Source organism: Leptolyngbya sp. FACHB-8 (assembly GCF_014695575.1).
Classification (GTDB): Bacteria; Cyanobacteriota; Cyanobacteriia; order Elainellales; family Elainellaceae; genus Vacuolonema.
The window spans coordinates 1-21,127 of the sequence record NZ_JACJOO010000048.1; the positions used below are offsets into that span (position 1 = coordinate 1).

The 21,127-nt window shown below is 51.3% G+C and carries 19 protein-coding genes; 10 read left to right on the plus strand and 9 right to left on the minus strand.

What is annotated here, in order from left to right; genetic code table 11:
• Positions 1-339: 339 nt before the first annotated feature.
• Positions 340-825 carry a hypothetical protein gene (locus H6F91_RS10260; protein ID WP_190775235.1) on the plus strand — a complete coding sequence of 162 codons (486 nt, stop codon included), beginning with the start codon at positions 340-342 and terminating at the stop codon, positions 823-825.
• A gap of 216 nt (positions 826-1,041) precedes the next feature.
• On the opposite strand, the gene H6F91_RS10265 is transcribed toward H6F91_RS10260, so the two are convergent.
• The 6 genes from H6F91_RS10265 to H6F91_RS10290 form a co-directional block, all read right to left on the minus strand.
• The gene (locus tag H6F91_RS10265) at positions 1,042-1,284 is read right to left on the minus strand and encodes a KGG domain-containing protein (protein WP_190775234.1); all 243 of its coding nucleotides are present in this window, start codon (positions 1,282-1,284) and stop codon (positions 1,042-1,044) included.
• A gap of 523 nt (positions 1,285-1,807) precedes the next feature.
• Positions 1,808-2,329 (minus strand): thylakoid membrane photosystem I accumulation factor, encoded by a 522-nt coding sequence (locus H6F91_RS10270; RefSeq protein ID WP_199307747.1) that lies wholly within the window; start codon positions 2,327-2,329, stop codon positions 1,808-1,810.
• Between the two features lie 162 nt (positions 2,330-2,491).
• The gene (locus tag H6F91_RS10275) at positions 2,492-3,208 is read right to left on the minus strand and encodes an ATP-binding cassette domain-containing protein (protein ID WP_347280026.1); all 717 of its coding nucleotides are present in this window, start codon (positions 3,206-3,208) and stop codon (positions 2,492-2,494) included.
• Positions 3,209-3,234: 26 nt separating this feature from the next.
• Positions 3,235-3,819 (minus strand): hypothetical protein, encoded by a 585-nt coding sequence (locus H6F91_RS10280; protein ID WP_190775231.1) that lies wholly within the window; start codon positions 3,817-3,819, stop codon positions 3,235-3,237.
• Between the two features lie 134 nt (positions 3,820-3,953).
• Entirely contained in the window at positions 3,954-4,394 is a 441-nt protein-coding gene (locus H6F91_RS10285; RefSeq protein WP_190775230.1) for a DUF4079 family protein, read from the minus strand.
• Positions 4,395-4,710: 316 nt separating this feature from the next.
• Positions 4,711-5,061, minus strand: a complete 351-nt coding sequence (locus H6F91_RS10290; protein ID WP_190775229.1) for a DUF1830 domain-containing protein — start codon at positions 5,059-5,061, stop codon at positions 4,711-4,713.
• A 435-nt stretch (positions 5,062-5,496) separates the two neighbouring features.
• Between H6F91_RS10290 and H6F91_RS10295 the strand changes: the two genes are divergently transcribed.
• The 3 genes from H6F91_RS10295 (at position 5,497) to coaBC (ending at position 8,912) form a co-directional block, all read left to right on the plus strand.
• A complete protein-coding gene (locus H6F91_RS10295; RefSeq protein WP_190775228.1) occupies positions 5,497-7,071 on the plus strand; it encodes a photosystem II high light acclimation radical SAM protein in 1,575 nt (524 codons plus the stop codon).
• A 117-nt stretch (positions 7,072-7,188) separates the two neighbouring features.
• Positions 7,189-7,686 (plus strand): DUF411 domain-containing protein, encoded by a 498-nt coding sequence (locus H6F91_RS10300; RefSeq protein WP_190775227.1) that lies wholly within the window; start codon positions 7,189-7,191, stop codon positions 7,684-7,686.
• Between the two features lie 2 nt (positions 7,687-7,688).
• Positions 7,689-8,912, plus strand: a complete 1,224-nt coding sequence (coaBC, locus tag H6F91_RS10305; protein WP_190775226.1) for a bifunctional phosphopantothenoylcysteine decarboxylase/phosphopantothenate--cysteine ligase CoaBC — start codon at positions 7,689-7,691, stop codon at positions 8,910-8,912.
• A 205-nt stretch (positions 8,913-9,117) separates the two neighbouring features.
• Here the strand turns inward: coaBC and H6F91_RS10310 are convergent, their stop codons facing one another.
• Together H6F91_RS10310 and H6F91_RS10315 are read right to left on the minus strand one after the other, a co-directional pair.
• Positions 9,118-10,722: an NAD(P)H-quinone oxidoreductase subunit 4 gene (locus tag H6F91_RS10310; protein ID WP_199307739.1), complete on the minus strand. Its 1,605-nt coding sequence runs from the start codon at positions 10,720-10,722 to the stop codon at positions 9,118-9,120.
• 144 nt (positions 10,723-10,866) lie between these two features.
• Positions 10,867-12,951: an NAD(P)H-quinone oxidoreductase subunit 5 gene (locus H6F91_RS10315; protein WP_190789311.1), complete on the minus strand. Its 2,085-nt coding sequence runs from the start codon at positions 12,949-12,951 to the stop codon at positions 10,867-10,869.
• 600 nt (positions 12,952-13,551) lie between these two features.
• Here H6F91_RS10315 and cysE point away from each other — a divergent pair.
• Both cysE and H6F91_RS10325 read left to right on the plus strand, forming a co-directional pair.
• Entirely contained in the window at positions 13,552-14,328 is a 777-nt protein-coding gene (gene cysE / locus H6F91_RS10320; RefSeq protein ID WP_190775224.1) for a serine O-acetyltransferase, read from the plus strand.
• 406 nt (positions 14,329-14,734) lie between these two features.
• Positions 14,735-14,878, plus strand: a complete 144-nt coding sequence (locus H6F91_RS10325; RefSeq protein ID WP_190775223.1) for a hypothetical protein — start codon at positions 14,735-14,737, stop codon at positions 14,876-14,878.
• A 329-nt stretch (positions 14,879-15,207) separates the two neighbouring features.
• Here H6F91_RS10325 and H6F91_RS10330 read toward each other — a convergent pair whose 3' ends face one another.
• Positions 15,208-16,356 carry a DUF58 domain-containing protein gene (locus H6F91_RS10330; protein WP_190775222.1) on the minus strand — a complete coding sequence of 383 codons (1,149 nt, stop codon included), beginning with the start codon at positions 16,354-16,356 and terminating at the stop codon, positions 15,208-15,210.
• A gap of 175 nt (positions 16,357-16,531) precedes the next feature.
• Here H6F91_RS10330 and H6F91_RS10335 point away from each other — a divergent pair, with 175 nt between their 5' ends.
• The 4 genes from H6F91_RS10335 (at position 16,532) to H6F91_RS10350 (ending at position 20,675) form a co-directional block, all read left to right on the plus strand.
• Positions 16,532-16,864 (plus strand): DUF6825 family protein, encoded by a 333-nt coding sequence (locus H6F91_RS10335; protein ID WP_190775221.1) that lies wholly within the window; start codon positions 16,532-16,534, stop codon positions 16,862-16,864.
• A 291-nt stretch (positions 16,865-17,155) separates the two neighbouring features.
• Entirely contained in the window at positions 17,156-18,838 is a 1,683-nt protein-coding gene (locus tag H6F91_RS10340; protein WP_190775248.1) for an AarF/ABC1/UbiB kinase family protein, read from the plus strand.
• A 105-nt stretch (positions 18,839-18,943) separates the two neighbouring features.
• Positions 18,944-19,708 carry a protein phosphatase 2C domain-containing protein gene (locus H6F91_RS10345; protein WP_190775220.1) on the plus strand — a complete coding sequence of 255 codons (765 nt, stop codon included), beginning with the start codon at positions 18,944-18,946 and terminating at the stop codon, positions 19,706-19,708.
• Between the two features lie 772 nt (positions 19,709-20,480).
• Positions 20,481-20,675, plus strand: coding sequence for an NblA/ycf18 family protein (locus H6F91_RS10350; protein WP_190775219.1), 195 nt, complete (start codon positions 20,481-20,483; stop codon positions 20,673-20,675).
• The last annotated feature ends 452 nt before the right edge of the window (positions 20,676-21,127 follow it).

Sequence of the window (21,127 nt, forward strand, 5' to 3'; positions counted from 1 at the left end):
AAGGAGATTTCCAGTAATGAAATTACCCCCAGAATGTTGGTGCTTTGCCCGCGAAGCGGGCAAAGCACCAACATTCTGGGTAAATTCTTATGCAGAAACCTCCTAAGTTGAATAGACCTCCTGTGTGAATCGCTGCGCGGCTTCGCCGCGCAGCGATTCACACAGGAGGTCTATTCATGCAGAAGGTCTAATGCTCTGGCGATGACCATGGATTGTGCCGCAACCCCCATCATCAAAACCTGTGAGATCCTGAGTTATGAGAATGATGTTTACACTGTTTTACGGAATGGTGCGGCACCAATTTGTAGCCACCTACAGATCTGCTTGTGAAGACGTTCTATGGAATGGAATCACGATGAATCCAGACACAGCGCCACAACGGATGTTGGGTGGGATAGGTACTCGGAAGCCGTTGATGAATACTTAGCAACGGCGTTGCCTTGCCTTGCCCAGGCTTACTCCTATGAAGACTGTCCTGTCATTGTCTTTGAATTGTGGGCCAGCTCTGGCCGCTTAATCGTTTACGACTCTCCCGTTGGTATCTGCCTGCGAGAACGGAAAGAACGGGTTTGCACCCAACTCATCAGCCGGGCCTTGATGGCGTGTCAGGCTGCCATCTGGCAATTACCTGAGAATGCTAGGCAGCAGGCCCAAACACGTTTGGAACAATCAGTTTGGGAGGCAACACGTACCAGCCTCACAGCAGGTAAAGGAAATACCGCCCTAGCCTATTTTCGTTCCTATCCTTTTCCCATTGCCTTACCCAAAGATGAATACGATCGAGCCTTTGAGCTTCTCAGTGGAGAATGGGTTGATGTCCCTTAACCGCCAATACGTGAAGTATGAAGGCTATAGCTACAACTATTTCTAAGAGGAGAAGGCCGGTGCTTCACACCCGCCTTCTCCTCTTAGAAATGGCTATGAGTTTATCGATAAACAAGTTAAATAAAGGGGGGCAATCAGTTGCTTAAATCGAGTTAGATTTAATCGCGCGATCGCCCCCAATTGTGAGGATATTCACAGGGGTTTTCTCAGAGCGCGCTAGCTCTTCTTTTTCTTATCACCACCACCGTGGCTGTTTTCACCGCCCTTGCGGCCAATTCGAGACATGTGCTCACGGTTTTGGCTGACTTTTTCACCACCCTTGCGACCTGCCTCCCGAGCTTCCTCGGAAGTAAACTCGTGGGCAGTTCCTTTTTCGTGAGCAACTTTACCGCCTTTGCTGGCAATTTCCTTTTGCTTCTCAGGGTCCATGGAAGCAAATCCCCGTTGATCAGTACCCATAGGATGTTATCTCCTCTTCACTTACATTCAGTTCAAAAAGCTATACGAATAGCTATTTGTAGGCTTACTTTTAGTTAAATAGATTCCTCACAATCGCATCTCTGTCGAAAGCCAGAACTGAGCAAAGACGAAATGTATAGTTTCCTAGCTTTTTCCTGTGTTAGAAAAATCGTTTCCTCCAATGATTTAAAAGAACATTTTCTCTTCAGATACGAGATAATACGAGTCTTGGGTACACAGCCCCAAAGTTGAACCTCGAATGTACTTTATATCTTGCAACAAGCCCATTCTGGGTTTTGATTCTTGATTCGATTAGATGGGATACTTGTTCCTCTTCGGAGTTGGAACTATAGAATTACCCTGGATACAAAGCTCAATGATTCTGTCATTTCTAAAAACTTATTCTGTTCGTTCAAATTTGCTCTGTTATAAATAGTTATAAAAATCTGATATCTACAAAGAAGGGGGTTACACATGATGTAACTCCCTTCTTTGTAGATATCAGATTTTTAATGAAACGATATTATTGAGGCACCAATTCAGTGTTCAGCTCGTTTACAACGCGACGTCTTAGTTGAACAGATTCAGATCGAGGTAATAGGTCAAAAACAACTCGTAGGGCGTCGTCAATATTTTCGTAGGGCACAACGCCTGTTTCGTCAAAGACGACTTTACCCTCCTGGTCAAAAATGACGGTTTGGGGAACGTACCCCTTGTAGTAATAACCAACCTCATTCTTTTCGTACTTATCCTTCACAGGAATCGCATCAACCGAGATAGGAATGATGTTGAGATTCCGACCGTAAAACGCATCAATCGTACTGACAACGGTAGTAAATTGTTTGCTGTCACTACTGTCATCCATGTAAAACACGACTACTGCCGGAGTGCCCCGACCTAAGGATTGTGCCAGGGTAACGCGAGGCGGTACCAGGTAGCCATTCCCGCCATACAGAGGAAAGATGTTTCCGTCGTAGTGGTCATCCGTCAGGCCGGCGCTAGCGGGGGATGCCAAGCCGAAGATGAGCAGCAGGGCGACTCCCATGGGTACGGCAACGCCGCACACTAGCCTCCGGCCTAGTTCGCGCACCCGCTGTGCGATCGCAGGCCATAGCCCCTCAAACCCTTGCATGACTTTTCTCCCACGTAATGTCCTGTTTCATTGTGTAATATTTGGGGACACTCTGGTGCTCATTGGTACGGGCAATTATTCGCCCCATTCATCGGCCTGTTGCTGCTCGGTAGCTACCAGATCTTGTCGCAGTGCGACCCAATCCACTTGATGGGTCGGGCTTTGCCAGGCTACGTGTCCCTGTTTCAGGTACAACACTCGATTACTACCCTGGGCTGCCAGTTCTAGCTGATGGGTGACCAGCAGGATCGTTAGACCTTCATGGCTCAGGTTCTGCAAGAGATTCATTAAAGCTTCTCCTCGGCCCAGATCTAGAGCAGAGGTGGGTTCATCCAATAAGAGAACATCGGGGTGCTGGATCAGGGCACGGGCGATCGCCACCCACTGCCGTTGCCCGACAGACAGTTCTTTTTCCGTCGATTCCAACCATTCTCCTGGCAAACGCATTCGTTCAACCCAGGTATCGAGGCGTTGTTTGATTTCTAAAGATGGCATCCGCTGCAATTGAAGCGGATACCGTAGCGCATCAGCAACGGTCATGCCAAGCAATCGTGATTCCTGCAACACCAGGGCTACGCGACGGCGCAGATCAATCACGGGAATGCGACGAATATCCCGCCCGTTATAGAAGATATGGCCTGTAGTCGGTTCGCTGAGGCGGTTAAACAGCCGGAGCAGGTGTGTTTTTCCGGCTCCCGAAGGGCCAACGATGGCGAGGCGATCGCCCCCTTCCACCGTTAGCGAAATATCATGCAGGATGGTTTGATGTCCAATGGATGTCTGAAGACTCACTCCCTCAAGCTGTATCGTAGCCCCGTTCAAACGGCTAGCCCTCCCAGGTGGAATGCAGTCCAGATTGTCCAGGCATCAATTAACAACAGCAGCAGTGTGAACCCGAGCAGAATAAGATACATCCACGGTTGGGCAAGGGGCCGCACATCTCGCGTGTCAATGCCCGTTTTGGCTTGCACCGCTTCCACCAGTCGTGCAAACCCGGCAACGCGCATGGGCAGCAAGCGTGCTTCCCCAGCATGGGTCACAAAGTAATAGATAAGCCCGCCCTGCCCCGTTGTTTTGGGTTTCAAGGCTTTAATATCCTGCCAGGGCAACACCCACCCTTTTCGCCAAAAGCGTGGTACCCAAACTGGATAGACCACCTGAATAGCGTCTGCACCTAGCACGACCCGCTCACTTAGGGTGGCATACAGCGCAACAAACCCAAGCCCTAAACCAATGGTTAACAGGGTAGGCGGTACAGGAGCCTGTGTGACACTCGCCAGAAATGGCAAGGGTACCGTTAGCGCCAGGTACAGCAGCAATAAGGTAATGCGAACAAGGGGAGATAGACGGAAGGTCAGAGGAAAGGTCGGGATGTTTGGAGATGGGGTTGAAGGGGTAGTCATAACGGGGTTTGTGTTACCGTCCCAGGAAAATCGCTCTGCCCTTTACTGTAAGTGAAACCTTCCATGAAGTTGAATGGAGTGTGTTTCACATACCGTACTCAACTGTTTTTTATGCCAACGCCTTCGTCATGCTGCTATTCGGGAAGATATTTTTGAACGACGCTCCAGCCGGTGGCAAGTACGAAGAGGAAACCGAGCAGAAGGGTGAGGTTAATGGTGATGTGGAGCGATCGCGCGCCCGGTTCCCCTAAACCAATGCGAGTCGCGCTCCAGGCCGAAAGCAACGTCAACCCCACGACCAGCAAACCGATGGGTAGATGAGCCGAGTGCCCCAAGGTTCCATACTCCCCTAATGTGCCAACAATTCCGATCGCCAGCAACCCCAGCACCAGAGCCAATAACACGATTCCAGAGAGAATATGAAATGGCCTCAGCCATGCATCATAAGAACGAATCCTTTGCCGGTAAGAGCGCATCCTGATGCCGGAAAAGGCTAGCAATCCGTAGAACAACAGCGATAGCCCCATCGACCAGGCCGCGATACGCCACAACCACAAGAAAGAAGGAAGATCCACAGAATTGATTCCCTGGGAAAACTTGCTTCTATTATGCCGGAATGCAATAAACCCCAGGCATTTTAAGAAAAAACAGATAAACCGTTCTTCTCAAGGAAAGCCTGGGGTTAATCTTGTGGGTGACGTTCGTTACTAAGGTAGCCCTTAAAACGTGACGTTTTTCCTTAATCGTATGCTATGCCGTAGCCGTATCGAAATTGCTGTTTGAGATGAATGAACGAAGGGAGAAAATTACTAAAAGCGGTACTAAAAACAGTATCTGAAATGCAACAGAAATATAAGATATAGGTTACCTTTGCTCGCGTTGCAGAAAGAACTATTCAGCAATACCTGCGGTTAAGGACTCCCGCTGAAAGCTAGACTCCGGGTGCCCCCCAGCCTCCCCCTCAACGGCTAAGGCTGCATCTAATTCAGCTTCAATACGCAGCCGTTCGCAGGGGATTGTATCTGATAAAATTGCACTCGCCATCATGCCAGTGTGGATTTCCAGCAATGCTTCCGGAAGGGCTTCAAAAATTAGTCGCTGTCCCGGAAAAACCACCCGTTCAAAATACCAATTCGCTACATTTGTGACACGGGCAATTTGGATTTTGCTGGTGGCGTTAACGTAGCAGCATAGGATGCAGCTTGCGTTATCTGATGGAATGGGATCAAAAATTTGCGCCATAGCTGAGGAGTGAATTTCGTTTAAAAATGACAGATCAACGCTAACACCCCCCTATATTGAACGTTGTAAACTCGACTACCATCTCTCAGTATCAAAAGAAGGGTTTGGGATCATGACAGGCTCTACCGCTGGGAGCAATATAGATCAAGCCTTTTGAGAGATGTGCTGATCGTCTCTATCCTTTGTCAATACTCTGGACAGTTTTTCTGAAACCATTGATTTTGCGTGCGCGAAGCGCACGCAAAATCAATGGTTTCAGAAAAACTGTCCGAACTAATGCTTTGTAGAAACTCGATTAAAACGGGGGCTGTTGCTTCTCTAAAAAGTATAGGTTGAGGAAATAGGGAATCAGCTTGTTCAGAATTCCCGGCTCTGGCAGACGGTGTTATGGTGAAGATATATTAACCGCCCTCAGAACCGTCATAATCTTTCGCGATGAATCGCATCCTCTACGTCCGGCTTCCCTGTAACCCTATTTTCCCCATTGGGGTCGTCTATCTGGCTGACCACGTCCATAAGATGTTTCCGGATGCGGTGCAGCGAATCTTTGACTTTGGGACGGTACCCCCACTCGATTTTAAGAAGGCCTTAGACCTTTGTATTGATGAGTTTAAGCCTACCCACCTAGTATTCTCGTGGCGAGATATCCAAATTTATGCTCCGGTAGGGGGCCGAGGTGGAAATCCTCTGCAAAACGCCTTTGAGGTGTTTTATGCCCGTAATCCCCTGGTGAAGTTACGGGGTGCGTTTCGCGGGATGCGGGTCATGACGGCCTACTACGGGGAGCTGTGGCGTAATGCAGATTTGATTAAGCAAGGAATTCGTCGTGCTCGTCGTTATCAGAAAGAGGTAACTACGGTAGTGGGCGGCGGTGCAGTCAGTGTGTTTTACAAGCAGTTGGGTTCGTCGCTGCCGCCGGGAACAGTAGTGTCGGTAGGCGAGGGTGAGCTGCTGTTGGAAAAATTGCTGCGGGGTGAAGATTTCTCGGACCAGCGCTGTTATGTGGTGGGAGAAGCAGAGCCGCGCGATCGCCTCATTCACGAAAGCCCCACTCCCTTAGAAAAGACCGCCTGCAACTACGACTACATCGATAGCATCTGGCCAGAATTTAACTATTACCTGCAAGATCTCGATTTCTACGTTGGTGTACAAACGAAGCGGGGCTGTCCCCACAATTGCTGCTACTGCGTGTACACCGTTGTGGAAGGCAAGCAGGTACGGATTAATCCTGCCGATGAAGTGGTGGCTGAGATGCGCCAACTTTACAATCGCGGCGTTCGCAACTTTTGGTTTACGGATGCCCAATTTATTCCTGCCCGTCGCTTTATGGATGATGTGGAGGAATTGCTGAAAAAAATTGTGGATGCCGGTATGACCGACATTCACTGGGCCGCTTATATTCGTGCTGATAACCTGAACCCACGCCTGTGCGACCTGATGGTCCAAACTGGCATGAATTACTTCGAAATCGGCATTACTAGCGGCTCACAAGAGCTGGTGCGAAAAATGCGCATGGGGTACAACCTGCGTACCGTGTTGCAGAATTGCCGCGATTTGAAGACGGCTGGGTTCAATGACTTGGTGTCCGTCAACTACTCCTTTAATGTGATTGATGAAACGTTTGACACCATCCGTCAAACGATCGCCTATCACCGAGAACTTGAGGCCATCTTTGGGGCAGACAAAGTGGAACCTGCTATCTTCTTCATCGGCCTGCAACCTCACACGCACCTCGAGGAGTATGCGCTTCAAAAGGAAATCCTGAAGCCCGACTACGACCCCATGAGCCTGATGCCCTGGACGGCGAAAAAGCTCCTGTGGAATCCCGAACCCTTGGGGGCGTTCTTCGGGGAGGTCTGTTTGGAAGCCTGGCGCAGCAACCCCAATGATTTTGGCCGCGAAGTGATGCGCATTCTTGAAAATCGTTTGGGTCGTGCGCCGCTAGAGGAAGCGCTCTCCGCTCCCATCGAGCCAGAAAAGCAAAAGTTGGCGATCGCCCAACCCAACTAACCTCCTCCAATTGTGAGATACAAGACACCCGGTGTTTCTAAGAAACACCGGGTGTCTGCTTGCGGATTTAGCTAAGCTGGAGAAGTTGAATCATAGCCTTGAGGGATCGGTGTTCTGATGGCGAGATCAGTGTGGATTAAGTGGGTCATGGGACTGTGGGCGATCGCCCTCCTCTTCGGTTTCAACACCCCTATTGCCCTGGCTGAGGCAACTTCTGGCGCAGCAACTCACCCGATGACGATCTATCGCAGCGAAAACTGTAGCTGCTGCGGGAAGTGGATGGAGCAGGTGCAAGCCGCCGGATTTGAGATTGACGATCATTTTGTTGATGACATGGACGCCAAGAAGGAGGAGTTGGGTGTTCCCGAAGCCGCATCCTCTTGCCATACGGCTGTGGTCGATGGCTACCTGGTCGAGGGCCATGTTCCCGTAGCGGATCTACAACGCCTGCTAGCTGAACGGCCTGCGGTCGCTGGAATTGCCGTGCCCGGTATGCCGATGGGTTCTCCAGGTATGGAATCCGACGATGGTGAACCGAGCGACCCCTTCTCTGTCGTCACCTTTACAAAAGACGGCACGGTAGAAGTGTTTCAGGATTATCCCGAAGGAGTCTAGGTATGGTCGAGGGGGTGCAGGGTCGACGGATTCTGATCGGCGTTGGGGGAGGTATTGCAGCGTATAAAGTCTGCGAAGTGGTTTCAACACTCGCGAAAGCTGGGGCTGAAGTGCGCGTGGTGCTGACGGAAGGCGCGCAGCAGTTTATCACACCCCTGACAATGGCAACCTTGGCCCGACATCCGGCCTATACCGATGCCGATTTCTGGCGGCCCATCCACCATCGCCCTTTACACATTGAACTGGGGGAATGGGCTGAGGTCATGGCGATCGCCCCCCTTACTGCCAACACTCTGGGCAAGCTGGCCTATGGCTTGGCCGATAACCTGCTGACTAACGTAGTGTTGGCTTCTACCTGCCCCGTGCTGTTAGCCCCCGCCATGAACACGGATATGTGGCAGCAACATTCGGTGCAGCGTAACTGGACGTTAGTGCAGGAGGATCGCCGCTACCACTCCTTAAATCCGGGCGAGGGAATTTTGGCGTGCGATCGCGTCGGTTCAGGTCGTATGGCTGAACCCGCTGAGCTTCTATCAGCATTGGAGTCGTTGCTGTATACGAGGGGCGATCGCGATCTCACTGGAAAGCATCTGCTCATCAACACGGGAGGCACCCGAGAACACCTCGATCCCGTACGCTTCATCGGCAACCCTTCCACCGGCAAGATGGGTGTTGCTTTAGCTCAGGCTGCATTGCACCGGGGAGCCCGTGTCACCCTCGTCCATAGCCCCATGGAGCCGAGCTTGTTGCAACCTGTTCAAGGGGCACGGCGGATTGCCACCTCTAGCGCTGCCGAAATGCACTGTGCCATGCTGGAGCATCAACCGGATGCCGACTGGATTGTGCTAGCCGCTGCCGTCGCGGATATGAAACCAGCTACTTACTCTGTCCACAAACTACCGAAAGCTGAAATCCCGGAAGCTTTGCCACTGGCTCCTGTGCCCGATATTGCCGCAGACTTGGGAGCTCACCGTTTACCCCACCAAAGATTGATCGGATTCGCCGCTCAGACGGGTGATATCGTGCCGCCGGCTCTGGATAAGTTGAAGCGCAAGAAGTTGGATGCGATCGCTGCTAACCCTGTCGATCTAGGAGAGGGGGGATTTGGGAGCGATCGCAATCAAGCCGTTCTGCTGGATGCTAGCGGTCGCCAACAGGTTGTTCCCCTTAGTAGCAAACTCCAACTGGCCCACACCCTGTACGATTTCGTTTTAAGCCTTCCGTAAAACGGATAGTCAACTAATATGAGGCTGCACAGAACGTAGGGGTGGGTTGGGCAGGCCATTTGTGCCTGTGATGGTAATCTTTCATTTTTGCATGCGCGTCGCGCACGCAAAAATAGGTGGTTCAGCTTATCCCAAATTGAGGTTAAAGAAAACTCCGGCAAATCCGATAAGGATTGCCGGAGTTTTTTCAGAACTGGGTCAGGAATTAGGACTGGCCTAAAACCGGAGCCCTCATAGGCTCTGCACTGGAGATTTCAGCAGGCTTGGTAGTATCTGCAAGCTCTCGACCCGGAGTACTTGCAAAGGTTTCCTGCAACATGACTGTAATCTGCGTTGCGGTGGAATCGTAAAGTTGGGTCAGTAGCTTGGGATAAAAGCCAATTCCGATGATGGGAATCAGTAGCGACGCGATGATGAACACTTCGCGGGGTTCGGCATCGATCAGCACTTCATGCTCTACCAATTCCTTGTTTTCAGGGCCGTAGAAGATTTCCCGCAGCATCGACAGCAGATAGATGGGAGTCAGAATCACTCCAACCGCCGCCAGGATAATCATGATGACCTTGAAGGTCGTATCGTAGGCTGGGCTGGACGCAAAACCTACAAAAACCATCAGTTCAGCAATGAAGCCGCTCATGCCGGGTAGCGCCAGGGATGCCAGCGAACAGGTGGTAAACATGGCAAAGATGCGCGGCATCTTGCGGCCAACACCACCCATTTCATCCAGGATTAGGGTGTGAGTGCGATCGTAGGTTGCCCCCACCAGGAAGAATAGACTGGCTCCAATCAAACCGTGAGACACCATTTGCAGCATCGCACCGCTCAGACCCAAATCCGTGAAGGAGGCAATCCCGATCAGCACAAAGCCCATGTGGGAGATAGATGAGTAAGCAATCTTCCGCTTCAGGTTGCGCTGAGCGAAGGAGGTGAGGGCGGCATAAATGATGTTGACGACCCCCAGAATTACGAGGATGGGCGCGAAGTACACATGGGCATCGGGTAACATCTGCACGTTCATGCGAATCAGGGCATAGCCGCCCATCTTCAACAGAATTCCAGCCAGCAACATGTGTACCGGGGCCGTAGCTTCACCGTGGGCATCAGGCAACCAGGTGTGAAGCGGAAAAATCGGTAACTTGACGCCATAGGCGACCAGGAAACCTGCGTAGACCAGAAGTTGAAACTTCAGTGGATAGTCCTTCGCCATCAAGGTCTGCATGTCGAAGGAGACGGTATCGCCATAGAAGGCCATCGCCAGGGCTGCGACCAGAATGAACAGGGAGCCACCAGCGGTATAGAGAATAAACTTGGTTGCCGCATACAGGCGCTTCTTCCCGCCCCAGATGGAGAGTAACAGGTAAACGGGGATCAGCTCTAACTCCCATACCAGGAAGAACAGCAGCATATCCTGAACTGCGAACACCGCAATCTGACCACCGTACATCGCCAGCATCAGGAAGTAGAACAGCTTCGGCTTCAGAGTGACGGGCCAGGATGCCAGGATTGCCAGCGTGCTGATGAAGGAGGTTAGCAGGATCAGTGGCATGGACAAGCCATCAGCCGCTACCGACCATCTCAAATCAATCTCGGGCAGCCACGTGTAGCTTTCCACCATCTGCATCCCCGAAATAGACGGGTTGTAGCGGTTGAAAAAGCCGTAAACCAGAATGGCAAAGTCTACCAAACCGATGATCAGAGCGAACCAGCGGACGGTTTTGCCATCCTTGTCGGGAATGAAGGGGACAATCAGCGATGCCACAACGGGCAGCAGAATAACGGTTGTTAAGAAGGGAAATGTATCAATATTCATTGGGCTTCTCGTATCAAGAGGATTTCTATTAAGGCTTTATCGAAGTTGCGGACAAGCCGCTAAGCCCGAGGGAAAAGGGAGATGGCGCAATGATACGTGCCCTACAAAGAGCAACCATCTCCCCATAGCCCTGATGGATTTACATCAGGTCACTCCTGAAACCAGTACCAGGCCCAAAACAGCCCCAAACACAATTAGGGCATAGAATTGAACTCGGCCATTTTCCAGGTACTTCAGTGCTTCCCCGGTCACCAGGGTAACGAAGCCCGTCAGGTTTACTACCCCATCCACGATCCGTACGTCTACTTCCAGCACTTGCTTGGCCAGACGACGGCTCCCCTGGACAAACAGCACTTCGTAAATATCGTCGATGTACCACTTGTTAAGGGAGAGACGGTAGAGAGCGGGGATCTTTTGGGCGATCGCCCCCGGATCGATCACATGGCGCGAGTACATCAGCACCGCCAGGCTAATCCCAATTAAGGCAATACCCACTGAGCTTCCACCCATCGTCAGGAACTCGCCCCACTCGAAATCTTCGGGTATCCCAAAGGAGGTCACCGCTTCCACCACCTCACCAGGTGGGTGAATGAAGGCTTCAAAGTAGTTACCGAATGGTGTTCCAACGAAACCGATCAGGATGGAGGGAATCGCCAGGATTACGAGTGGCAGGGTCATCGTGATGGGCGACTCGTGGGGTGAATCACTGTGATGCTCATCGTGATGATCGGCTTCTTCTGAGGGGTACTCAGCCGTCAGCTCTTGAGGGTTCATAGCGCCGGGACCAAAGGCCAGGCCCATACGCTGCAGCTTCTCAGCCTTCAGCATCCGCTTGACATCGCCATCCTTACCCCGAAATGGCCCCTCAAAGGTCATGAGGTACATCCGGAACATATAGAACGCGGTAACACCAGCGGTCAGATAACCGACTGCCCACAGACCCGGGTTGACATGGAAAGTAGCGCCGAGGATCTCGTCCTTCGACCAGAAACCGGCGAAGGGAGGAATCCCACTGATGGCGAGGGTACCAATCAGGAAGGTAATGGCCGTGATGGGCATATACTTCCGCAAGCCGCCCATCAGTCGCATGTCTTGAGCGTAGGTAGCGTCGTGGCCGACGACCCCCTCCATCCCGTGAATCACGGAACCGGAACCCAGGAACAGCATCGCCTTAAAGTAGGCGTGGGTCATCAGGTGGAACAGACCAGCCCCATAGGCACCAGCTCCCATCGCCATGACCATGTAGCCCAGCTGAGACATGGTGGAGTAGGCCAAGCCCTTCTTAATATCGTTTTGCGTGATAGCAATGCTTGCTCCCAGGAATGCTGTGAAAGCGCCTGTCCAAGCCACAATATTCATGGCATCAGGAAGCGCTTCAAACATGGGGAACATACGGGCGATCAGGAAGACCCCAGCAGCCACCATCGTCGCGGCGTGGATCAGGGCGGAGATGGGGGTAGGACCTTCCATCGCATCGGGCAGCCACACATGGAGGGGGAACTGCGCCGACTTCGCCACTGGCCCTAGGAATACCAGGATGGCAAAGAAGCCTGCTAATCCAGCACTAAGGGCTCCGCTACTGACAAGTTCTTCGAAGCGTTCGCCAATCACGTTGAACTCGAAGCTGCCCGTTGCCCAATAGAGGGCCAGCATACCGAGCAATAGACCAAAGTCACCAACTCGGTTGGTCACAAAGGCTTTTTGGCAGGCATCGGCAGCGGCCTTACGGTCATACCAGAACCCGATCAGCAGGTAGGAACACATCCCCACTAGTTCCCAAAACACATAAACCTGAACCAGGTTAGGGCTAACTACCAGGCCCAGCATGGAGGAACTGAATAGGCTGAGATATGCGTAAAACCGAACATAGCCGGGGTCATGGGCCATGTAGCCGTCAGTGTAGATCATCACCAGGAAGGCTACCGTGGTTACGATCACCAGCATGAGGGAGGTCAGGTGATCGACGGTATAACCCATTGCCAGGTGAAAGTCTCCGGCGGAGGCCCAGTCAATGTATTGAGTAAAGGTTGGGTGCCCTTGAATCTGGCTCCATAGGAGAGCAAAGGAGAGCACCATCGCTGTTCCCGTCAACGAGACGATGAACGTGGAACTGAGCGATCGCAACTTTGAGGTGAATTTTCCGTAGGAGATAAGTCCTAAACCCAGCACCATAGCACCCGCTAGTGGCAGGGTGGGAATGAGCCAGGCTAATTGGTACAGGGAATCCATAGCGGGTTTCTACTTGTTGCAACTTCGATGAAGTCGGGTTAGGGTGCCCACTTCAATTTTCTTAATTTGATTCAACAAAACCGTCTACATTTTGGCACAGCTTCGGTAACGTCATATCCCTATCCAAAGCAGGCTTTATCTATAGATTCAGATAGGGGAAAACGTAGTAGTGTTCATACTTCCAGCATTGTGTCGGATAGCTATGGTATCAATAGTGCCGAGTCACACAGTCTGATCGAGCTTTGACAACATTTAAGGTTTTAACTAGGTTTGTGGCCTTATCTATAGAGAAATGATCAGCGTTTGAGAAAAAATAGTTTTAGAACCCAATACTTCTGCTTCACACTATTTAGGAAATGTGTGCAGTAATGAGCTACACACATTTCCTAAATAGGGCTTTGGCTTACCGCTTTGTCGAGTTACATCGAGAGTTCAAGGCATTTTTGTTGTATAGGGTGTGCTTTGCGCAGCATACACAACAAGATCCAGGTTCGAGACGATGACCATCGCCCAGTCGGGTTATCCAGAGAATTCACAGTGGGCGGTAAGATGAAAAATGAATTTATTTCGAGTCCTTGCACCGACCCGAGGGATAAGCCCGTGCTCAAAACCCTGGTTGAAGATTTTCGCATCATTTTTGATCGTGACCCTGCGGCCCGCAACTGGTTAGAAGTTTTGGTCTGCTATCCAGGGCTACAAGCGCTGGTGCTCTATCGCTTCGCCCACTTTCTTAATCGGCTTCACCTACCCTTTATTCCACGCCTGATTTCCCATCTAGCCCGATTTCTAACCGGAATTGAAATCCACCCTGGTGCCACCATCGGCCGGGGCGTTTTCATTGATCACGGTATGGGGGTCGTTATTGGGGAAACGGCGATCGTCGGAGATTACGCCCTGATCTACCAGGGGGTGACCCTGGGTGGTACGGGTAAGCAAAGTGGCAAACGCCACCCAACCTTAGGAGAAAACGTTGTCGTCGGTGCTGGGGCAAAGGTGCTCGGCAATATCACCGTAGGCGATAACGTTCGGATTGGGGCTGGTTCCGTGGTGCTGCGGGATGTCCCCTCGGATTGCACCGTTGTCGGCGTGCCTGGTCGCATCGTGTATCGTTCTGGTGTCCGTGTGAACCCTTTGGAGCATGGAAGTTTACCTGACTCTGAGGCCCAAGTCATTCGAATGCTAGTCGATCGGATTGAGGCTCTAGAAAATCAAGTAACGTCTCTACAGGACGTTCGCGCTGGTGTACCTGCGTTGGCACTTGCTGTTTCGGATGATCCTCAACCTGAGTTGATAGAGGCTTCTAAAGTAGCCGAAGCTGAGTCTTGCCGTTTGCGCGATCGCGTCATTGAAGAGTTCTTGAACGGTTCAGGAATCTAATCTTCTAGACATAGCACCAGGAGGGGGATCGATTGCTGAACAATCGATCCCCCTTCTTTTCTTAATAGGACTGCCGCATTTTTATTGGGTTTGATGGGTGCAACACACTACACCTGATAAGAACGTACTAACTGCATCAAATCTGCATAAATCCTACTCAATAAATTTAGGTTTTGATCAGATTTAAAGTGCTTGAAGTCGCTACTGTCTTAAGGCTGAAATCTCTCGGAAAAATCTCAAAAAAACACCTGATTAGAATTAGTTAAAACTGTAAAAATCTTATGTAAACCGCATGGAAACTCAAAGCTAAAAGGCTATAATTAGATTAAGCAATTTGTATCTTTTGCTACATTTAATTGCTTTTTGTGACGTTTTACTTCGTTGCTCTCAGGTGGGAAATGGCTCTATGAATCGTCAATCTGAAAAGTCTGCGCAATCCTCTTCACAGTCTCCTATGCAGACCCCCAATGAGGGGCCTGAGTTTGAGCAGTGGGCTGTGGCAGTTAAGCGACAAATGATTGCATCCTTAAAGCGCAAAGGGATTTCGTAAGGGGTTTGGCCTTGCCGTCCCCCAGTCCGTACTTCAGGCGAAAGGAGTTTCAGTCATGCCCCCATTGGGCTGAAGCGATCGCATAACTTCCAAATTTAAAATTTATCTACTAATCCATTCCAGGCCATCAGGTCTGGCTTTTTTTTAAGACCTCAAATAACCTCAGTGCAGGTTAAGGGCCTTTTCGAGGGAGACGCTAGACACGCCTTGAAAAGGTCCTTGCCTTTAGGAGGTTTCTGCATAAGAATTTACCCAGAATGTTGGTGCTTTGCCCGCGAAGCGGGCAAAGCACCAACATTCTGGGGGTAATTTCATTACTGGAAATCTCCTTAGTTTAAAGAAGCTTGTAATTGGGTTGTTAAAGGTTCATCCGGCACAATAATTCGCCCATGGGCTGTCTGGTTAGGTAACGCAGTCTGGCCGTTCTGGGGCCAAAGTAACCAGCGGCTACCCGTTGGGAGATTGCTGAGGCGATCGCTTTTCTGCGTCATCCAGATAATTGGCACTCCCGGAAGCAAAGGGCTACGAGGATTTTGCCCTGGCATTACAGCGGCTAAAGTTTCTAATACGGGGCGATCGCCTCGCACGACTCCACTCTCGGCTGTCCAGATGCTAACCGGCAACTTCTGTCGCAACCCATAGAAGTAGAGGGAAGCCGCCGCAATGACTGCTTGCTCAAAGGCTTCAGCATCCCAGGCGATCGCACTATCCAGCCCCAAGACCACTTCTTGTCCACCCGTAAATAGCTCCAGTTCCCGCACCCGAAGCTCTCCATAACGCGCACTGGTGCGCCAGTGAATGAGCCGGGTTGAGTCACCCCAACGGTAAGGCCGTAACGTGCGGGTAACACCCTCTGATGCTCCCTGAGCCTGAATAGGGCTTTGAACCGTCGCGCTGGCTTCGCGGCCCAACTCATCTACAAGGGGGCAACGGCTCAGCGGTAGTACGGTTGGGTACACCACTACAGAAGCCCGAACCTGTTCCTGTCGTCGGCTCCAGAACAATCCCAGGGGAGCCGCCGTCCGCAACACCACTCCCTGCCAGTGATACAGACCACGCTGCTGCGCGACGTGAGATTGTCGCCAGTGGTAAGCTCCCCGAGCCGGGATGCGTTCAATGGCGGCTTCATGGGTTCCTCCCAACCCTCGAGGCCGCAAATCCTGCACCTGAAGCAAAAGTTGGGGACGGGGGCGGGGATTGTGAATTTCCAATTCTAGGGTGAGGGTATCGCCGACACTGATGGGGTCGTTGGGAATGCGGGTGATGTGGAGCGATCGCAGCGATCGCCCCGGCTGGGTCACTCCAACAGTCAGCAGGGCCAGCATGACTCCGCTAATCGCATAGAGCCAGCCAGCCATGGTATTGGTTGCGGCCACAAAGAAGAAAATTGCCAGACTTAGCATGACCCATCCACTGTAGGCGGGTGCAACCCAACGGTACTCAAGCCAGGTTTGAAAGCGAACAAAAAAAGCTGGCATAGGGTTCAGACTTCGGGATGAGGTATAGCTTCATTCAAGCAAGGCGGGCACCCATTCGCCCAGGACAAGGTAGAGGAGAATTTGCGATCGACTCATACGAAGTCTGAGCCCTATGCCTTTGGGAGGCAAGCTATAATTTGGGCTGATGCCATCACATAAACTCTTTGTTATTTTTATGGACAACCCTCTCGTTCATGCATTTTTTATTGGTCGTGCCCTGGCAGAATCTATCGCCCAGCAGGCTGAATCTACACTGAGCGATGTCCTCAGCGATCTGGGCAAATTTGATGCAGAACAACGGGAGCGGCTGCGGCAGTTTACAGAGCAGGTGCTTGAAAAAGCCCGGCAAGATGAAGAAGCTGCTATGCAAGGACGACCTGCCTCTACTGCAACATCTACTTCTTCCGGTGGAGCCTCATCCGATTTGCAGACCATGATCGATGAACTTCGGGCTGAGATTGCCGAGTTACGCACTGAGTTGCAGCGCTACCGTAACCGCACCCTTTAAACTGGAAATCACGGTCATTTTATGACCATAGGGCGAATCAAGTTACTCGTTCTCATTTACATCCTCCGGATTGTAGTTGACGTTCGTTTCATCTCCTTGTTTGTTGTTGAGTAGTGCTGAGCAAAGAACTGCGTGTCTGCCCTATCTGATCCCCATAATTCCAGCAGCCACCCTGATTCCGGTGAAGACCTGCCGCTGACTGACCCTCAAGCGGAAGCGCCGGTTTTGGATGCGGTTGTGCTAGAGGCGACGTCTGATCCCTCTTATCTCGACCCTACCAAGGCTACGCGTATGTACGCTGGTGGTAAAGGCAAGTCTTACCGATGGAGCCGGGAACGCTACTCCAAGAAGCGGCGTTTTGTTGACATCTGGTCATTTGCGCTCAAGCTTCTAGCGGCTCAATGGTCCTACGGCAAAGCCTGGACTTATTCGGGTGGTATGACGGATGAGGCAAAAGCCCGTCGCCGCCGTCGAATGGCTATCTGGATTCGGGAAACATTCCTTGATTTGGGGCCGACCTTCATCAAACTGGGTCAACTCTTCTCCACTCGGGCTGACCTGTTTCCTGCTGAGTATGTTGAGGAGCTGTCGAAGCTGCAAGATAAGGTTCCGGCCTTTGCCTATGAGCAAGCGGAGCAAATCATTCAGCAAGACTTAAACAAAACAATCCCGGAGCTCTACCGCAGCTTCGACCCGATCCCGCTAGCCGCCGCAAGTCTGGGTCAGGTTCACCGGGCGCAATTGCATTCGGGTGAAGAAGTTGTCGTAAAAGTCCAACGTCCTGGTCTGCGGAAGCTATTTGAAATTGACCTGGAGATCCTCAAGGGGATTGCCCGCTACTTCCAGAACCATCCAGACTGGGGCCGAGGACGCGATTGGATGGGTATCTATGGCGAATGTTGTCGCATCCTTTGGGAAGAAATTGAGTATCTCAATGAAGGGCGCAACGCAGATACCTTCCGGCGCAATTTCCGTAATGAATCGTGGGTGAAGGTGCCTCGGGTTTACTGGCGCTACAGTTCGCCCCGAGTGCTGACCCTGGAGTACATGCCTGGCATCAAAATTAGTCACTACGATGCTATTGAAGCGGCTGGGTTAGACCGCAAGACTCTGGCTCAGTTGGGAGCACGAGCTTACCTCCAGCAATTGCTCAATGACGGCTTCTTCCATGCTGATCCTCACCCCGGTAACATTGCTGTAAGTCCAGATGGTGCGCTCATCTTTTACGACTTTGGCATGATGGGGCGGGTGCAGGCCGTGACGCGAGAGCGTCTGCTCAACACCTTCTTTGGTATTGCTCAGAAAAATGCTGATCAGGTAGTAACCTCGCTGGTGGAATTAGGAGCTTTGGCAGAAGTCGAGGATATGGGGCCAGTGCGTCGCTCCATTCAATACATGCTCGACCACTTCATGGATAAGCCTTTTGAGGCGCAGTCTGTCGCTCAGATTAGCGACGACCTGTACGACATTGCCTACGACCAGCCCTTCCGCTTCCCGGCTACCTTCACCTTTGTGATGCGGGCTTTCTCAACCCTGGAAGGCGTTGGCAAAGGACTTGACCCAGAATTTAACTTTATGGAGGTCGCAAAGCCTTTTGCGATGCAAATTATGACCAATGGCAGCCATTCGGATGGTGGGTTACTGGAAGAACTCGGCCGACATGCCGCCCAGGTTAGTAGCTCGGCCCTAAGTTTGCCTCGGCGCATTGAAGACACTATTGAGAAGCTGGAGCGGGGTGATCTGCGAGTGCGAGTGCGCTCTCAGGAGACCGATCGCATTCTCCGTCGGGTAAGCAATGTCAACATGGGGACGAATTACGTCCTCCTGATGGGCACCTTTACTATATCGGCGGTAGTGTTGTTGGTAAACGGATTTGCCTGGTTGGCGGGTATCGCGATAGTGCCGGGGGCGATCGCTGCGTTTGCCTTTATCCGACTGCTGCAACGGATAGATCGGCTTGATCGTATGCTTTAAAGACCAATGCTTTAAAGATTTGCATTAAATTGAATAAAATCCTGTTGCTGCGATTACGCTTACCGTTGTGACTATTATGTATCCTTGTCCGAGACGAACTGCCCTATGAAGTGCCTTTTCTCGGGTCTCACTGATCCGGGACTCCTCCGTACCGTTAATCAGGACGCTTTTTACATAGACCCATCGGGTCGATTTTTCATCGTGGCAGATGGCATGGGAGGCCATGCCGGCGGCCAGGAAGCCAGCCGAATTGCGACGGAAGCCATTCAGCAACATCTGGATGAAAAATGGTTCTCGCCCGATGATTCGCGTCGCCTGTTGGAGATGGCATTCATGCGGGCTAACCGAGCCATTCTCAGTGACCAATCCCGCCATCCTGAACGGTCGGATATGGGAACGACTGCTGTGGTGGTTATCTTTCGGCAAGGGCAGACCTGGTGCGCCCATGTGGGCGATTCCCGCCTTTATCGGCTGCGAGGTGCCCAACTGGATCAGATCACCGAGGATCACACCTGGGTCGCCCGCGCCATGAAGATGGGCGAGCTTTCCTCAGACCAGGCCCGTGTCCATCCCTGGCGGCATATTCTGTCGAAGTGTTTGGGGCGGGAAGACCTGCGTCATGTCGATGTCGCCATGGTGGAGGCCAGACCGAGCGATCGCCTTCTCCTATGCAGCGATGGCCTCACCGAAGAACTCTCTGACCACCTCATTGCATTTCACCTTAAGTCCATCCGCTCCTGCGAGAAGCTGGTTAGCGCTCTGGTTAACGCCGCTAAGGATAAGGGCGGGCGAGACAACATCACGGTTGTGGTGATCACTATTGAGTCTGTCAGTGCTTCTGAAGAAATGACAGCCTTGCAAGCTGAGTAAGGGGTTGTTCAAACTCATCCTATAAAGTGTGGTGTAGAGGTCACGTAACGCCCTCTACACCACATTCCACCTAGTTTTAGGGGTAGTTAGCCACTTTAGCCAAATAACGTGCTGTAGCTCTCCCATGGCCCTTAGCGGGCTAGTGAGGATATAGCCCTCACTAGCCCGCTAAGGGCCATCGTGAAGGCATTGCTTCCAACTTCCCCACTCAAGGAAGTTTTAGTGTGGAGAAGAGCTTAATTTTTATACTTCGTCCTATCTCAAATTTATATTACACACCTGCTGAGAAGCCATTTACGCTTATACCTACCCTCAGCCATAGACCCCACGATGGGCGGTGAGCGGCGATCACCCATCAAAGCCAATTCAATTCTTCAAGTCTTCAAAGTATTTGTAAACTTTTCTAACGATCAAGATAATCCCTCAATGCCGCTTGAATCCTTGATGGAATGGGGCAGGAATAAGCTTTTATACCTATTTGATCCCAGCTGATGGGCTGGGTGAATGTTCGAGGCGAACGGTTTTACAGTTTTTAACTTGATATACCCTTAGCATCCTGATCAAGTACCCAATTCGGGTGATGGTAACTTTGTCAAATCATTGTTAGAGTTTTTAACATCTGGGTGAGATTGGATGACAGAAATGGGCATCCTAAAAGCAATCTCATCAAGAGGCTACCCCGGTAGGCAGCATGGCGGTCTGTCATTCTCTCCAACCCCGGTGACTCTAATGGGTTTGACTACCACCCCCTGATTCCACAAGGAGAACTACTATGGACGACACCATTCAATTGACTCTAGAACAGCAGTTCAGCCTGCGTTCCTTCGAAACTCAGGTTGCACGCATGAGCCACGAACAGGCTCAGGATTTCCTGATTAAGCTCTATGAACAAATGATGATGCGGGAAACCATGTATCGCCACTTCCTAAAGCATCAATGGGGAATTGATTCTAGCCCCAATCTGTAATGAAGGTGTCGCAGCGGCGACCTCCCTCTCTTGCTCGGTTCCATCGGGAAATAAGCAGGGGATGCTGGGGCGTCACTCGATTCCAACTCTAAGGCTTCAATTCCGATCAGGCATTTCTCATTTGTTTGCTGATCGTGCTCTCTTGTTAAGTTGAATCTCTCTGTGCTTTCTTTTCAAGTGTTTCCCGCCAGGGTATAAGATTCGCTGCCAATCATTACTCACTATTTGTCATTGCAGGCCAAACGGACTTCCGTCGCTTTAATGCAATGCCTTTTATCAGGTTTTAAGACGATGAATAGGCTTTCGGTGTGGGTATCGTAGACCCCAACGAAACATGTTTTGCTATTGCGAACTATGCGCACAGCGCAAGGCTTGTTTTGCAATGCGTTTCATCGGATTTTCAGGCGGGTAACAGAACCTCGTACAGACCTTGTATAGGATGCTGCATATTC